This is a genomic window from Photobacterium toruni (assembly GCF_024529955.1).
Taxonomy (GTDB): Bacteria; Pseudomonadota; Gammaproteobacteria; order Enterobacterales; family Vibrionaceae; genus Photobacterium; species Photobacterium toruni.
Genome location: NZ_AP024855.1, coordinates 292,125 through 309,118, shown reverse-complemented (window position 1 = coordinate 309,118; position 16,994 = coordinate 292,125). Strand labels below are relative to the sequence as shown.

Annotated in this window: 14 protein-coding genes; 4 read left to right on the top strand and 10 right to left on the bottom strand. The window is 35.3% G+C overall.

What is annotated here, in order from left to right:
* Positions 1–67: 67 nt before the first annotated feature.
* Positions 68–1,087: an HAD family hydrolase gene (locus OC457_RS15625; protein WP_235866958.1), complete on the top strand. Its 1,020-nt coding sequence runs from the start codon at positions 68–70 to the stop codon at positions 1,085–1,087.
* Positions 1,088–1,198: 111 nt separating this feature from the next.
* Here the strand turns inward: OC457_RS15625 and OC457_RS15620 are convergent, their stop codons facing one another.
* The 3 genes from OC457_RS15620 to OC457_RS15610 all read right to left on the bottom strand — a co-directional run bounded on the left by OC457_RS15620 (position 1,199) and on the right by OC457_RS15610 (position 6,390).
* Positions 1,199–2,878 (bottom strand): ABC transporter substrate-binding protein, encoded by a 1,680-nt coding sequence (locus OC457_RS15620; RefSeq protein WP_080175281.1) that lies wholly within the window; start codon positions 2,876–2,878, stop codon positions 1,199–1,201.
* 372 nt (positions 2,879–3,250) lie between these two features.
* Positions 3,251–4,549 carry a DEAD/DEAH box helicase gene (locus OC457_RS15615; protein WP_080175280.1) on the bottom strand — a complete coding sequence of 433 codons (1,299 nt, stop codon included), beginning with the start codon at positions 4,547–4,549 and terminating at the stop codon, positions 3,251–3,253.
* A 194-nt stretch (positions 4,550–4,743) separates the two neighbouring features.
* Positions 4,744–6,390, bottom strand: coding sequence for an ABC-ATPase domain-containing protein (locus OC457_RS15610; RefSeq protein WP_080175335.1), 1,647 nt, complete (start codon positions 6,388–6,390; stop codon positions 4,744–4,746).
* Between the two features lie 597 nt (positions 6,391–6,987).
* Here OC457_RS15610 and OC457_RS15605 point away from each other — a divergent pair.
* Complete coding sequence (locus OC457_RS15605) at positions 6,988–7,875, top strand: phosphotransferase (protein WP_080175279.1); 888 nt, start codon at positions 6,988–6,990, stop codon at positions 7,873–7,875.
* A 98-nt stretch (positions 7,876–7,973) separates the two neighbouring features.
* Positions 7,974–8,672, top strand: a complete 699-nt coding sequence (locus tag OC457_RS15600) for a putative ATP-dependent zinc protease (protein WP_080175278.1) — start codon at positions 7,974–7,976, stop codon at positions 8,670–8,672.
* Positions 8,673–8,758: 86 nt separating this feature from the next.
* On the opposite strand, the gene OC457_RS15595 is transcribed toward OC457_RS15600, so the two are convergent.
* The 5 genes from OC457_RS15595 to OC457_RS15575 form a co-directional block, all read right to left on the bottom strand.
* The gene (locus tag OC457_RS15595; protein ID WP_210436093.1) at positions 8,759–9,583 is read right to left on the bottom strand and encodes a DUF2797 domain-containing protein; all 825 of its coding nucleotides are present in this window, start codon (positions 9,581–9,583) and stop codon (positions 8,759–8,761) included.
* A 354-nt stretch (positions 9,584–9,937) separates the two neighbouring features.
* Positions 9,938–10,879, bottom strand: a complete 942-nt coding sequence (locus OC457_RS15590; RefSeq protein WP_080175276.1) for an amino acid ABC transporter permease — start codon at positions 10,877–10,879, stop codon at positions 9,938–9,940.
* Between the two features lie 2 nt (positions 10,880–10,881).
* On the bottom strand, positions 10,882–11,697 hold the full coding sequence (locus tag OC457_RS15585; protein WP_080175275.1) for a transporter substrate-binding domain-containing protein: 816 nt from the start codon (positions 11,695–11,697) through the stop codon (positions 10,882–10,884).
* 28 nt (positions 11,698–11,725) lie between these two features.
* Complete coding sequence (locus tag OC457_RS15580) at positions 11,726–12,526, bottom strand: amino acid ABC transporter permease (RefSeq protein ID WP_080175274.1); 801 nt, start codon at positions 12,524–12,526, stop codon at positions 11,726–11,728.
* 11 nt (positions 12,527–12,537) lie between these two features.
* Positions 12,538–13,275, bottom strand: coding sequence for an amino acid ABC transporter ATP-binding protein (locus OC457_RS15575; protein WP_306341390.1), 738 nt, complete (start codon positions 13,273–13,275; stop codon positions 12,538–12,540).
* A gap of 437 nt (positions 13,276–13,712) precedes the next feature.
* On the opposite strand from OC457_RS15575, the gene aroG reads away from it, so the two are divergent.
* A complete protein-coding gene (gene aroG / locus OC457_RS15570; RefSeq protein WP_080175271.1) occupies positions 13,713–14,765 on the top strand; it encodes a 3-deoxy-7-phosphoheptulonate synthase AroG in 1,053 nt (350 codons plus the stop codon).
* 40 nt (positions 14,766–14,805) lie between these two features.
* Here aroG and OC457_RS15565 read toward each other — a convergent pair whose 3' ends face one another.
* Together OC457_RS15565 and OC457_RS15560 are read right to left on the bottom strand one after the other, a co-directional pair.
* On the bottom strand, positions 14,806–15,012 hold the full coding sequence (locus tag OC457_RS15565) for a hypothetical protein (protein ID WP_080175270.1): 207 nt from the start codon (positions 15,010–15,012) through the stop codon (positions 14,806–14,808).
* A gap of 370 nt (positions 15,013–15,382) precedes the next feature.
* The gene (locus tag OC457_RS15560) at positions 15,383–16,813 is read right to left on the bottom strand and encodes a hypothetical protein (RefSeq protein ID WP_080175269.1); all 1,431 of its coding nucleotides are present in this window, start codon (positions 16,811–16,813) and stop codon (positions 15,383–15,385) included.
* Between the last annotated feature and the right edge of the window lie 181 nt (positions 16,814–16,994).

Sequence of the window (16,994 nt, the reverse complement as noted above, 5' to 3'; positions counted from 1 at the left end):
GAGAAAGCAGGCCATTAACGACCTGCTTTTTATTATAACGAAAATTAATAACAAGGATCATAGGGTTGTGACTAGAAAAAAAATGGCAGCGATATGGGTTGGCGTAGTCAGTTTATTGGCTGTTTCCACTTCTGCTTATAGCGCGACATGCTCTAATAGTGGTAATACTTTACCATTATGGAATAACAGTGCTAGCCGTAGCGCAATTACTCAGTTTGTTCATGAAGTGACAACAATTGGTAATCCCGATTATGTGAAGCCCAGTGCTCGTATTGCCGTCATCGATAATGATGGAACGTTATGGCCTGAAAAACCCACTTATACGCAGTTTTTGTTTGCTTTCAGTCAAATAAAGCATGAAAGTGCACAACATCCTGAGTGGAAAACAGAAACACCGTATAAGTGGGTACTTGATAACAATACTAACGCTATTTTTGCAAAAGGTTGGGGAGCCTTACTGCCCATTCTTGCGACATCACAAGCAGGATTAACGCCAGAGCAATACAGTAAAGATGTCTTAAATTGGTTATCAACAGCGCAGTCACCCCGCTTTAAACGTCCATATACTGATTTAGTCTATCAACCAATGATTGAGCTGATTGATTATTTGCATGCACATAAATTTAATGTGTTTATTGTGACAGGTGCTGGTGGTGCATTTATCAAGCCGTGGAGTGAGGCTATTTATCATATACCCGCTGAAAATGTGATTGGTACTGCGTTTGGTTATACTTATAAAGACGGCACTTTGATTAAAAACAATAAGTTAGTCTATATTAATGACGGACCACAAAAAGCGATCAATATTGCGACTATTATCGGTAAGCGTCCAATTCTTGCGGTTGGTAACTCAACAGGTGATAAAGCCATGCTATCATGGACAACCTCTCAAAAAGGCGCAAGTTTAGGTATGTTAATTCATCACACTGATAGCAAGCGTGAGTGGCAATATGGTGCTGATTCTTTTGAAGGTAAATTCACCCCAGCATTAATGCAAGCGGCGAAACAGCATCAGTGGCAAGTGGTTGATATGAAAAATGATTGGTGTCGAATTTTTCCGACTAAAGCGGAGCGTCGTCCATTATAGTTAGATTTTAGCTATATAACACAGTGCCATATAGTTAAAATATCAAGTGAAGCGGTATTAAAAAAGCCGAGTAAGATAACGATCTTAACTCGGCTTTTTATTAGGTGGACGTTATGCTTTTGTTGGGACTACGGGTTTAAGATCAAGTACATGTAATACACGTTCAGGTGTTCCTTCCCATATCATAGGACGTCCTTTCGGGTTCGTTTCATTCCACCATCCAGTAAAACGTTTGGTATTGTATTGGTAGAAATTAGGTCCAGATAAAACAGGTATAGTCACCATATTCTCAGCTAATAATGCTTGAATCTTGTGGGCAATTGTCATTTGCTGATCGTGTTTATTGGTTTGATAAAAGCTATCAAGCAAGGTGTCTAATTCTACATTTTTCCAAAAGTGCATGGCAAAGCGCGGCATGCCATCTTTATTTTGGTAACGAGAATGATAAGCCGATTCCCAGTATTTATGTGGGCTTGCGCCATGGAAATAGTTGGTATAGGCAATATCATAGTCAGCAGTGATCATCGCTTGGTTATAAACTGAGAAATCAGGAGTACGTGCTTGGGTTTTAATCCCTATCGCATTTATTTGTTCCGAGGCAAGTAACACAATATTATTGAAATCTGTCCAGCCGTTAGGTGATTGTATTTCTAACGTCAGTTTTTTACCGCTTGGCGTCTCAACAAACCCATCACCATCTTTATCAATAAAGCCGGCTTTTTTTAGTAATGCTTTAGCCTCTTTCACATTGTGTGTCATATAAGGCTTATATTTTTCGTGTGTTTTTTTATTTGACCACGATTCAAAACCGTAGCCAAGACCAGAAGCAAAATCATTCACTTTACCGTTGCCATAAATGGCAATATCAATGATTTCTTGGCGGTTTAAACTCATTGAAAAAGCACGTCGAAAGTCAATATTTTCAAGTGCTTCTTTTTTTGCAGGATCGTTAGAATTGAAGTTTAATACAAAAGATTGCGTGCCTGCTGGCGGATACCAATAACCATGGTTTTTAGATGCATCGACAAAGACACGATCAATATCAGGCACAAATGAGCCAGCCCAGTCAATTTCAGAATTGATTAAATCAGCTAATACTTGATCATTATGGTTCTTTTGTGGAATACGTAGGCAGTCTACTTTTAAATTATCATTATCCCAATAATTAGGGTTGCGGCATTGAGTAAAGAGGCTAGAAGTAAAGCGTTCAATCTCTGTAAATGGTCCTGTACCGACTGGATTTTCATTGGTAAAGGTTTCTGGTTTATCTATTTTGCTCCAGATATGTTGCGGTACAATGGGAATACTAACAACATCGTTAACAAGGCTTGTATTGACTTCATTAAAGGTAAACGTAATAACATAATCATTATTTTTTTCTATTTTACTAATACGTTTTGCGATCCCTCGATCATCTAATGCACTGTTTGCTTTTATCATATTAAAGGTATAAAGAATATCATCAGCCGTGAATTGCTCTCCATCAGACCATTTAACATCATTACGTAGATCAAACGTTAACGATAATAAATCATCGCTAACGGTATAATTTTTGGCAAGACGAAATACAGGGATATTACCTTTAAGCTCATTGAATATAACCAAAGGTTCATAAATAAAATCACGAGCAGTGTGCAAGCGAGAATTTATAAATGGATTAAAATTTCGAATTAACTGCGGGTTGTGATTAGGAATAATGGTTAAGTATGATTTTTCATCAGCTTGTTCATTCGCTAATGCAGCAGTAGAAATACTGGATAGCAGGGCAATAAAGATCAACGATAGTCGCATATATACCTCAAACAATATTAAATAATATCAATAAATAGAATAAGTTAGTGAGTGTATTTAATGGCATATTTTATAGTGCTGCAATTAGATAAATGCATTATTGATGACAGGGATAGAGAGTAAAATAGAGTAAAATGGTGTTGTTAGATCAACAATGTTAGTTGAATTTACGAAACACATCGTACTTTATTCGAGATGTTTGTTGGTAAAATGAGTAATAAAACAGAGAAAATCATTAAATACTGTGAGATAAAGAATGGGTGTAATACTCGTTTGTTGCATTAAATGATGACAAATTACTGAGTGTTATCACAAAAAAAGCTTCGATAGAGATTAACTATCGAAGCTTTATGATTGACTCACATTTGAAAATTACTTCTTCAAACGAGTGATCTTAGTTGCTTTACTGCTAATAGCTTTACGTAAACGAGCACGACGTTCAGCAGCTGATTGATCTTGAGTCGGATTATTTTGACGACCTGCACGATCACGGTAAGCTGCTTTAGTGTTCATGCGTTCAACTAATGCTTCACGGCTCTTTGGCTCGTAGCCTTCTAACTGTACGCGGTGAATACGTTGATTAATCAAACGCTCGATTTGAACTAAAGTAAGTTCTTCTTCACGGCTAACAAATGAGATTGCATTACCTTTTTGTCCCGCACGACCAGTACGACCAATACGGTGTACATAGTCTTCAGCAAGGAAAGGCATGTCGTAGTTTACAACATATGGTAAGTTCTGAATGTCTAGACCACGTGCCGCAACTTCTGTTGCCACCATTACGCGTGCTTTACCTTCTTTAAACTCTTCTAATGCACGACGACGCGCACTTTGCGCTTTATCACCGTGACAAAGAACCGCTTTAATACCATCAAGTTTTAGTTCTTTAACTAGTTGGTTAGCTGTTTCTTTGTAGTTCACAAAAACGAGCACTTGTGGCCAGTTTTTCTTACCAATTAATTCAGATAGCATTTCACGTTTGCGATCTTCATCAACAGGGTACACCACGTGAGCAACTGTTGACGCAGTACTGTTTTCAGGCGTAACCGTAATACGTTGTGGCTTACGTAGAATATCTGCCGCTAATGCGTTCATTTGTGCAGAAGAGGTCGCAGAGAACAGCATCGTTTGTGGCTTAGTGCGAATATCTTCTAAAATTACGCGAATAGCACCGATAAAGCCCATATCAAGCATACGGTCAGCTTCATCAAAGACTAAACATTCTAGATTAGCTAATGAAACGTTATTTTGTTCCATGTGCTCAATTAAACGACCCGGTGTTGCAACAAGAATATCAACACCTTGTTCTAGGCGTTTTTCTTGAGATGACATTTTTTTGCCACCAAAAACAGCAGTACAATTGATATTAGTATATTTAGCGTAATCGTTAATATTAACTGAAATTTGTTCTGCTAGTTCACGTGTTGGTGCAAGAATTAATGCACGAACGTTAAAACGGCTTTTTGTTGCTGGTTTGTCTAATAGCTTTTGAATAATAGGTAATGCAAAGGCTGCTGTTTTGCCTGTGCCTGTTTGTGCTAAAGCTAAAATATCCGCACCACGTCGTGCTTGAGGAATTGCTTTTTGCTGAATTGGGGTCAGTTTCTCGTAACCAATATCGGTTAATGCTTTAACAAGCTCTGGAGAAAAACCTTGAGATAAAAATGACATGCTGTGTTCCTAAACTGTCGGCCTATGCCGATTACATTCATAAACTAATGATTGTGGTAAGTTTATGAATGTAATCCGCGAATAAAATGACCGCATATTATAATTGATTGTAGATTATTGCGCTACCGTATCCTGAGCTAATATAAACCCCGCATTACGCGGGGTTGATAGCATCACTGATGACGGCAGAAAGCTTACTTAAATTCAGCTTTACGCATACGGTTTAATACCGCCATGACTTCAATAACGCGAGGTTTAGCCATTTCACCATATTTAGGCATCATATCAGCCCAGTTATCGTGCAACATATTGGCAAATGCGCGAGTAGGATTTTTTTCCCACCCTTTAGTTTGTGCAAGTTGGAACCATAAGTAACCAATAGCCAATAGTTGGCTAGAGTGAGCAATTTGCTCTAATGCTTGCAAATCAATGTATTCACGACCAAAACGAAGAGATGTCTTGTCTTTAACTTGAATACGAAATTTGCCTTCTTCCAACATTGCTTGTAGTGCACTGCGGTTTATTTGACGTGTGCGAGGATGAACAATAACCTCTGTGCCTTCTTGCTTACGACGCGTTGGGTGAGAAGCCACCACTGCACGTGCTTTTTCTGTCACATCAACGGCATCATAGTTATGCATTTGAATGACAGTATCAGCGACATCAAGATAGTCACCAGAACCGCCCATTACTAACATTACTGAGATGTTGTGTTGATCGCGCAGTAGTGCGATACGGTCAACTAATGGAGTAATTGGCTCGTCTTCTTTACAGATCAGTGCTTGCATACGCTCATCACGGATCATGAAGTTAGATGCTGATGTATCTTCATCAATCAATAAAGCTTCAGCGCCTGATTCAATTGATTCTTGTAGCCATGATGCTTGTGAGGTTGAACCTGATGCATTTTGGCTGCTAAACGCTGTTGTGTCTTTACCCATAGGCAAGTTGCTGATGTAAGGTGATAGATCTACATTGTGAACACAACGACCATCTTCAGCGCGAATTTTAGCTGCGGCATAATTGGTAACAACATATTCACGGCCATCGCCAGGAATATGATCATATACTGAGCGTTCAATAGCACTAAGCAACGTTGATTTACCGTGGAAACCACCACCAACGATAAGCGTAATACCTTCCGGAATACCCATACCACGAATTTTGCCTTTATGGGGCGCTTCTAATTCTACCGCTAAATTATCAGGGCTTAGGAATGGCACTGCATCTGTTAGTGGTAAATCACTATTACCAGCAAGACGAGGTAATAAACTACCATCGGCAACAAAGGCTAATAATTTGTGTTGTTTAAGTTGGCTACGTAGCGCAACCTGATCTTCAACCGCTTCACAGTGACGTTGTAACTCATCCATTGGTAATTCACGCGCGATAGTGGCACGACGGATCATCTTTGGTAAGTAGAAAGTCAATAAGTTAAGGGTCTTTTTCGCAATAATAGTACGGCCATCAGAAGGCAGATTAATGCGGAAACGTAATTCAATACCTTCTTCATCAAACACAACAGAAGTGCGATCAAGAATAGTCTGTCCTGGCATGTCAATTAAGACAGCATTGTCTTGCTGGGATAAATCAGCAAAGAAACGTGCAATAAAATCACGAGCTGCACGTTGATAATCAGTCGATTTTTCACGTAGCCATTCGAGGTCAGTTAATGACCAAGCGCGACGAGCACGAACGCGAGAAGCTGGCGCAAAGGGATCCGACTGAACGGTATCGATAAAAAAGTCGAAATCAACAAAGTGATATTCACCGCGCATACTTGAATAGCTGCGGTAGTTATGACGGTCAATTTTATGGAGTTTGGCTTCGAGTAATTGCATATCGCCCCGATATCGTTCGTTATTAAATACAGAGCGCATAATGAGGTTGGCTCTAGTCGCTGGATAGTACACTAAACCCTGACTTTTAGCATGAAAACTTTATCTAGGTCACAAAAAATAGCCAAATAACAATCAACTTTTAAAATGATTAACAATAGAAATCTCAAGACATTCTATATAAATAAAAAAATAAGTGGAAATAGGATTATTACAATACAAAATGTTTTTTTTTTGACTAAAAAGAGTATTAGATTGGTTTTCTATGGATATATGTCTAATAAGTATTTATTTGCTTTATATCTGACTGTTTTTTTGGTTGTTTTTAAATGTTATCGATTGGTTATAGTTATATAAACGAATTAAATAGTTTAGAACGCTAAATTTTCATTAAAAAAAAGAGATTATTATCACTAAAAATGAAATTGTAAGTAAAAGTAAACTATTTTCATCTTTTCTAGCTTTCAATACTGGTTATCTTTGCTGTTATGATGCATTCTTAAAATACAAAACAACAAAAAGTCACTTAAAACCAATGGTTTATTCCAAAAAGGTATAAATCATCTGTATTGTGTGACCATGATAATCAAGGTGACAAACATGAATAAACCACAGCTTAAAATTATTGCTGAAAATGCTTTTTTTACAATGTTTCGCCGCAAAGCTGATGTGTGTGATATTCAGGAAACCTTTTATGGTTGGGTGGTTTTTCTTGCCTCAGGAAAATCGAAAATTGTCGTTAAATTTTCGCGTGAAGTTGGTCGTATTGCTAAAGAAGTTTCAAGCTTAGGGCAGTTACGTAAAATTGTGTCGTGTCCAGTTCCTGATATTTATCTTTTTGGACGAGAGTCTGGGTATGATTATATCGTTTTAGATTGGTTAGAAGGTGTTTCTGCACATCAATTACCTGAAGATCCTAAAGCGGTGAGAATATTTAGAGAAGATTATACTGATATTCTATTAGCACTTCATGAGCATCAGCATCCTCAAGGGTTTGAACTTTCAAATGGTGAGTTTAGCCAAAATTTGAGTTCTGCATTTGATGATTGGATGGGCAGTGTTTATCACTATTTAATGAGTGTGGGTTCACCGTTTAGCCTTGGGTTAAAAGAAAAATTTACTGATCTTTGGGAAAGTAGAACCAAAATTTTAGCACCAATTGCTCATGAATCATCATCATTTGTACATGATGATTGCCATATTGCAAATGTACTGTTTGATCCGGTGACTTTTAAAGTTGCAGGTTTATTGGATCCTTGTGATAGTGGATTTAAGCATCGAGAATTGGATGTTATCCATTTATTTGATGTGCGTAGTGATCTGCATATAGCAGAACGTTATCTAGAAAAAAGCCACTTAGATGATGGCTTTGAAACTCGTCGTCATTTTTTTAGTTTATGGGACGATGCAAAGCATAGCCGTAATATGGGTTGGTACAATGAGCAGTGGCTAAGCAATAAGTTTTCACAATATGAGTCAGTTGCATAATAGTGATGTATTTGATGGCATAGAATTATTTGGCATAACATGAATCTAGGTATTATGGTTAACTATGACCTGTGAACATGTAAAGGAAGATATGATTTATGAAGAAAACGGCAGTCGGTTTATTTGTTTTGTTTCTTTTTGGTTGTGCTCAGCAATTACCCATTACTGATGACCAACAAGATACAGCTTCAGTTATACAACCAATAACTAAACCATTGACATTTGTTTCAATGGTGACGGCTGCTGAAATAAAAGCTGCGGCACAAGCACAAACAGTCGCTGCGGAAAAAAAAGCGATTGAGATAAAAAAGCAGGGCTCAGTTTCGACAGATCTTACAACAGATAAAATTACCGCTTCTACAGCATCCATGAAATTAGCTGCGGTTCAACATCAGAAAAAAATAGAAACTAAAGATGGTATGTTAATCTTAGGTCACCATGAGTGGGTGCTTGTATTATCAGGGAAAAAACATATCTCTGCTTATATTGATCCTCAATCGTCAACATCTCGAATCGGTGTTAAAGATCTCGTCGAATTTGAGCGAGATGGCAATAATTGGGTAAAATTTACGTTTCAAGCTAAAGAATATAAATACCCAGTCAAAGCATGGGCAAAATCGAAGGATAAAAAACGGTTACCAATAGTTTTATTGCGAACAAAGCTTGGTGATCGTAATGATGAAGTTGAATACCAATTGATTGATGGGGGGAATGGGGTTGTTTTAGGTGAAAAATTTATGCGTGATATTGCAGTACAGAATAGTCAGCGTAAGTATATTCAGCCCCTAGCCAAATAAACGTTATTTATTATTAATATAAAGGTATAAGCAACGGTATTCTCTTTATTAAATAGGAATACCGTTTTTAATTTTATGAGTAAAGATTATTCAGCTACAATAATTTCATAACTGCTAAATTTACGAATATTAATCACACCAGTATCAAATAATAAATATTGACCTTTAATACCTTCAAGAATACCACTGACAACGGGTTCTTTATCAAAATTGTGTGATGCTATTTTGGTTGGAAACTGATCAACCGGATAATGAATACCCACAATATCATTATTTAAATATTCGATAGCATCTTCACCAAACTCAGCGGTTACTTCCGCGAGTCTTTGTTTTACTTCTGGTAATAATACTTGTGCTTGTTGCTGGAGATCGATATCTACATTATTACCTTTTAGCATTGTGCGCCAATTGGTTTTATCTGCCACCATTTCTGCAATAGCGACTTCAACCAGTCCAGATATCTGACGGGTTTTTACTTTTAAGATGGCAAGTGCTTGAGTTGCGCCTTGATCAATCCAACGGGTAGGGATCTGAGTATGACGAGTAATTCCAACTTTTAGTGCCGAAGTGTTAGAAAGATAGACATAGTGCGGCACCATGCAATTAGCTTCGCCCCACTGTGGCTCTCGGCAAGTCCCTTCAGCATAGTGGCAAGTTTCTGGCTTCATGATACACATATCGCAACTTGCAAGTTTTTTCATACAAGGAAAACAATGACCTTGAGAATAGCTCTTTTTGGTCTTTTTCCCGCATGAACAGCAGAAGATATTACCTGTATGAGTAAGGATTAATTGCTTACCAATATAAGGGTTAAGATGAAGTTGTTGATCGCCCACAGGAAGATAGTAATCAACTATTTCTCCAAGTGATGATTTCATTTTACTGAGTGTACCTTGCATGCGTGTGCTCACCATTAAATGTTTGTTGTGAGTGTATCAGTGATTTGTATCGTGACCTATATAATTAGGATAATTCTCATCTCATTATATAAATATTAACTATACTTAAAGAATATACATTTTTCGTTAGCAGGGAGGTGATATATGAAAGATAAAATTAAGAGGTTAATAGATGCTTATATAAAGATTGTAAGTAGTAAAAAGATATATAACATTTACAAATAATAGAGTTATCTATAACGTCATATATAAATATATTTGCTAAATTTAATCAAAGAAGATGTGTTCAATAAACCTTAAAAAACAATAAAACCCAAGAATATTCGCTATTCTTGGGTTTTATATGCTATTTATGAATGTTGTAAATTATTGATGTTGTAAATGACGTGAACTGTATTTTTCTAACTTTCTAAACAGTAATGATAAGCTAAAGCATAATATAAAATAAACAGCACCAACAATTAGCCATATTTCAAAGATAAACCCAGATGAGTTAGCAATCTCAGAACCTGTAAAAGTGAGTTCTTGTATTGAAATTAATGAAATAATAGAGGAATCTTTTACGATAGAAATAAACTGTCCTGCTAGTGTGGGTACTATTGCTGCCAGTGCTTGTGGAAATATAACAAATCGAAATCGACTATATGTTGATAATCCTAGTGAGTCAGCAGCTTCCCATTGACCTTTACTGATTGTATTAATACCTGAGCGAATAATTTCAGCAATATAAGCTGCTGCGATTAATCCTACACATAGAACACCTGAGAATAGATTTTCCCATAGGTTACTATGCCCAAATAAAACAATCTGTAATGTGTTTTCTTGTCCGCTATAGTGCCGAAAAATACCGCTCAAACCTAATAGTGGAACTAATTGATTTGAAATAAAGAAATAGAAAATAAACACAAACACAAGTGGCGGTATATTTCGTAATAGCTGAATATAGCTATTTGAAATAAGCCGCATTATTTTAAATGAAGAAAGGTTAGCAAGGGCAAGTAATAAACCAAATGTGGCGGCAAAAATCATACCCCAAATACTAACACGGATAGTACTAATAATACCTTGCATAAAATAAGGCATTCCACCATCGCGACTGCTAGTAAAGATAAGTTGAAATGCTTGACGCCAATGCCAATTGTAGTGAATGCCAATTGATGAACGATAAACTAGCCAACTAATAAAGCAACTAATAATGATAAGTAAAATAATATCGAGTTTATTTAATTTTAAAGTAAAGTGACGTCCCGCAGACGGGATAGAACCCGACTGTGGATCGTTGTTACATGACGTTTTCGCTGCAGTCATTATTATTTATTCTCGTTGACCTGATTTTGCCAATTAGTTGTTTTAAACCAGTATTGATAACGTTCATTTAACCAACCGTCTTCAGTGCGAACTTGAATCCAATTATTTAGGAAATTGAGTAAGTTAAAATTACCCTGACGAATAGCAAAACCTGTCGCATAACGAGTTAATGGTTTCTTAAACGGCATAAACAAACTATCTGGATTTTTTATGGCCATTTGCTCTGGTGTTGGTGTTGATGCTAAAGCTGCTTGCGCATTACCATTTAGAACTTCTTGAAAAGCTTGAGTTTCGTCATCAAATTGACGTAGTTTAGCTTTAGGAAATAATTGGCGTGCAGTTTGGACTGGATAAGCGCCACTGCGAACTGCTATTGTGACACTGCGTTTATTGTAATCCGCAATTGTGGTCATGCTTGCTGCGAGTTTTTTATTCGCCACCATTTGAACCGCTGAGTAAGAATAAGGATGCGAAAAAAGAACACTCATGTTGCGTTTTGGTGTAATGGTTAGACCGCCAATAATAACATCAAACTTACCCGCGAGTAGTGCCGGAATGATACCATCCCAAGCGGTGGGTACAAACTCAACTTTTAAACCAGCATCAGCCGCTAAACGCTTAGCGACATCGACTTCAAAACCAACTAAATCTCCTTGTTTATCACGCATAGCCCAAGGAACGAATGTTGATAAGCCGACGCGTAATGTGCCGCTTTCTTTTATTTGTTGTAGCGCATTATTGTTGTCAGCTGCAAAGGCATTATTCGCCCCTAGTAAGCAAGTGAAAACGGTCATTAATACCGCAATAAAGCGTTTCATAGCTTTCTCCATTGATGTGTATATAAATTTAGTGGTTAGGAATACTTAAACGGCGTTCAAGCCAAACAGCTAATGCTGATAACGTTAAAGTAATACAAAGATAAATTGCCGCGACGGTGAACCAAACCTCAAACGGCATTGCGGTGTCTGAGACAATATTTCTTCCTTCTGTTGTCAAATCAAATATAGCCATAATACTGACAATGGAAGAATTTTTTACTAAGGATACTGCTTCATTTGTGAGCGGTGGGATAATTTTTCTAACCATTTGTGGAATAACAACAAATCGATAACTATCAATTTGTGATAAGCCTAAACTTTCAGCGGCTTCTCGTTGACCTCGAGGGATCCCTTGAAGCCCAGCTCGAAAAATTTCAGCACTATAAGCTCCCTGAAATAGAGACAGTGCTAAGATAGCTGTCGTTGTACGATCAATGCCTAATACTGGACCTAATACAAAATACAATAGATAAATTTGTACAAGTAAAGGTGTACTACGAATGACTTCAATATAGCCACGAGCAAGACCTCTGCCTACGATAGAATCAGACATTCGTAATAGCGCTGTAATAAAGCCGATAATCACAGTACAGATTAAACTGATACTTGATATTTTCAGCGTTACCATTAAGCCTTCAAGTAAATCACCTGGATACCATTGACCATCTTCATTAAACCAAAGATATTCAGGAATACGGTACCATTGCCAGTGATAATGCATAGCTTCTGCACCACTATTGAGTAGCAACATTATGATGGAAGCAACGCAGATCACTTGCAATGTAATGGAAATAAGTTTTGGAATATGAGATCGAGTATCTTGAGTCATTATTTTTGATCTCAATAGCTAAGAATATTTTCGAGAAATTGTTGTGTACGCTGATGTTTAGGGCTATCAAATAGCTGTGCAGGAGGTGCTATTTCAATAATTTCACCTTGATCCATAAACACAACCCGATCTGCAACTTGACGCGCAAATCCCATTTCATGTGTAACACAAATCATTGTAATGCCATCATCTGCAAGTTCTTTCATTACATCTAGAACTTCACGAATCATTTCAGGATCAAGGGCTGATGTTGGTTCATCAAAAAGTAAAATGTTTGGCTTCATACACAACGATCGGGCAATCGCTACTCGTTGTTGTTGGCCTCCTGAAAGTTGCCCAGGGAATTTATCTGCCTGATGGCCTATATGAACCCGTTCTAAAAATTTACGGGCTAAGTTTTCAGCATCTTTTTTTGACATTTTTAAAGCACGACGAGGGGCTAATGTCAGGTTATCTAAAACCGTCATATGTGGAAATAAATTGAAGTGCTGAAATACCATGCCAACTTGCCCACGTATAGCATGAAGTTCTTTATGATTGAGTAAATGTCCCGCGACGGTTATATCACCGCTATTATATTGCTCCAACCCATTTATACAGCGAATTAATGTTGATTTCCCAGAACCTGATGGCCCACAAATGACTAATCTTTCGCCTTTATTAATAGAAAGATTAATATTCTTGAGTGCATGATAATTGCCATACCATTTGTCAACATTATTAAATGTGATGATGTTATTTTCAGACAATGCAACACTCCTTAAATTTAATAGACATCGATTTATATTATCTGTAGTCATCTTTTTATGGTTAAAAAATACATAGTTATTTAATTTATAGATTAATATAGGACAATGTTATTTTTAATACTACATTGTATATATTTATATTCTTTAAAACATAAAAAATTAAGTTGTTTATTATTATATAAGTATATTTTACAGTTTTTTTATTCTCTCGTGTAATGATATATTCCATATTTCAGATGTTTCTGTTCATACATTGTCATTTTGTGCGTAAGTTATCGTAAAATGAAAGAATTGATATCAATTTTGATCTAATTACTGTTTGCACTCTTAGTTTTTAAACGATAAGTTAAGCGAAGGTAACAGAATGAGTATTTTATGGTTATTTGTCTTTGTTGACTAATTATCGTGTATTAAAAGGAATTATAGGAAGTAGAAATATGCATAAAACGGATGATATTCGTATTAGTGAAATCAAAGAACTTTTGCCACCCATTGCTGTATTAGAGAAGTTCCCAGCATCGACTACAGCAGCCAAAACTGTGTATGAGTCACGTAAATCAATCCATAATATTTTAAATGATGAAGATGATCGTTTATTAGTTATTGTTGGTCCTTGTTCTATTCATGATCCTATTGCGGCATTAGAATATGGTCATAAATTAAAGCAGTTGCGAGATGAACTTAAAGATGATCTTGAAATTATTATGCGAGTTTATTTTGAAAAGCCACGAACAACTGTTGGTTGGAAAGGGCTGATTAATGATCCGTATATGGATAATAGCTTTCAGCTTAATGATGGTTTACGGATTGGACGAAAATTGTTAGCTGATTTAACCGATTTAGGTTTACCTACAGCTGGTGAATTTTTAGATATGATCACACCACAATATATGGGTGATCTTATAAGTTGGGGGGCGATTGGTGCTCGAACAACTGAATCACAAGTCCATCGTGAACTTTCATCAGGGCTTTCTTGTCCTGTTGGTTTTAAAAATGGCACCGATGGCAATATTAAAATAGCCACAGATGCTATTGGTTCAGCAAGTGCACCCCATCATTTTTTATCCGTTACTAAATATGGACACTCAGCGATTGTTACCACAGCAGGCAATGAAGATTGTCATATTATATTGCGTGGTGGTAAGGCACCGAATTACAGTGCAGATGATGTTAATGTTATTATGCAGCAGCTTATTGATGCTGGTTTACGTAATAAATTGATGATTGATTTTAGTCATGCAAACAGCGCTAAGCAATATCAACGACAAGTGATTGTATCTGAAGATGTTGGTCAGCAAATTGCCAATGGTAATAAAGCTATTTTTGGTGTGATGATCGAAAGTCATCTTGTTGAAGGACGGCAAGATATTGTTGATGGTGAAACACCAACATATGGCCAAAGCATTACGGATGCTTGTATTGGCTGGAATGATACTGATAAAGTTTTACGTCAACTTGCTGCTGATGTCAGAGCTCGTCGCCATAAATAGTCATTAAAATTAATGATAAATAAGTCTGTAGTACAAGCCCCTATTTATATAAAAGGTAGGGGTCTTGTTGATGATGCCTATGGCCATCATTAAATTCGATATCAAAACTTTCACCATAACTATGTTGATTGACAAGATCTTCATTAAAAGGGAATTGGCAATATATTGAATAATTATGGTGTAGGCCATTCACAATAAAAGCATCAAAAATATCATGAGTGTCAGCTATGAGCGTTTTATTATTCATAATAACTCCAAATTGTTGTAAGCAATAACAATGTAAAAATAAAGGTTATCTATTAAGTGTACTAAAGATACTAAATTTTGGAAGATTAATTTATGAAAGATGTACGGTAAATCGGACACTGCTTATTATTATATTGTACAAAAACAGGCTTATTGTATTGATGGGATATTTTTTTAGCTATTATTTTTTATGATTCTTGCTTTTTTTTGTTTAAATTTTAATAGGATAGGGTAATAACCAACAGTAAAAAATAAATTTTCTATCAATTAATAAGTGAATTAGAATTATGACGAATAAATTTTAAATAATGTGAGAAATTAGCTGTATATCATCAAAAGAAAGCTGAAATTCTTTAAAATATCACAACGCATTAACTGTTATACCACAGCCTAAATAATTTTTGGCTGATAATTTGATTAAGATTATATTCCATTGATGTTGTATTGGGTGAGTTTTGTCTAAGATCTGTAGGTGGTGTTAGTATATTATAACTATTATAAATGACACTGTAACTTTCTTTCACATCAATAACTATTTTATAGTGATTCCCGCGTATTTTTGGAAGAGTAAAGCTACCATTATCAGCAATACTAAATGTTAACTCTTTTGGATACTCATTAAGTATTTTTGTCGCGTATTCTTGAGTAAAACTGTTAATTAGCGATTTGTTATTATAGAGTAATGCAAAATTCATAATAGGATTTTTTATATTCTTATTCAATAATGGAGTGATTTCTTCATAGAATGCTGAACTTGAAATGTCAATTAAATTATTCTCATCTAATAGTTCTTTATTAATATCATCAGCCATTTGTTTATTTAACTGTTTATTTTTATCTATTAGTTTTTCTATTAAATATTGCGATGACTGCTCTTTTTTAATTGTACGTTTTATGTTTAAATTATTATTAGCGATCATTAAATCTTTTTGTAAATATTTATCAAAAACTTGTTTATTATAGTTTGGTTCAAAATAGCCATTGAGTTGTACCATTGTTTTCCATAATTCTGGAATGTATTTATTAAAAGTAATAGTTGCGTTATATTGATATTCTTTAGGTATTTTGCTAATTAATTCTTCTTTATTATAATAAATACAAGAATGTGGTGATATTAACTTTATATTTTCATAAATATCTAAATATTTTGAGCAATGAAGTGTTTTATCTATTCTATATTTAAATTTTATTTCTGATATTATGTCGAATATTAGAGTGTCATTAAGAGACATATTCTGTAGGTCGTTTTTTAAAGAACGGCGCAGTTTGGTATAATATTGTTGTTTTTCTTTTATTTCTTTTTTTATACAACTAATATTTTCAATATATTGTTTTTCATCTGTTTTAATGATGTCGAGATAGGTGTCTATAGCCATTAATTCTTGTTGGTAATAATTTAACTTTTGATTAATATCAGCTTGTAGTTTTATTTTTGTAATATTAACCGTAGTCATATTTTTTTTATAGATTAATGCACTATTATTAAGTGCTTGAATGAAAACATCTGCTTTTTGAATATGTGTTTGGTTAAATAAATAGATTAAATGATTAATATCTTCAAGATAATTGGGATTAGATAACCAATGGGAGTTAATTAGTTTTTTCGCTGTATATTCGAGATTATTAAATTGTGATGGTATTTTAAATGGGCTACAATTTTTTGTAATAATGAAACCTTGCTGCTTTTGGTGTGGAATAATTTCAGGTTTGATATTAAAAGAAGAATAATCGATATGACTCTTTTTATCACAGCCTATAATTAAGCATAATATAAGCAACATAAAATTACGCAAGATGTTCATGTCTCCAAAGTATTTATAGTCTTTAATCAATAATATTAATTATACCAATATCTACTTCATATACAAGCGTATGCTTAATCACGATTGCTAACTATTAATAACTTTTTTTGTAATTTTAATGTAGTAAAAGTGTTTATATGGTTAAATATATAAACAATAACGTTAGTATTAAAATTTGGAG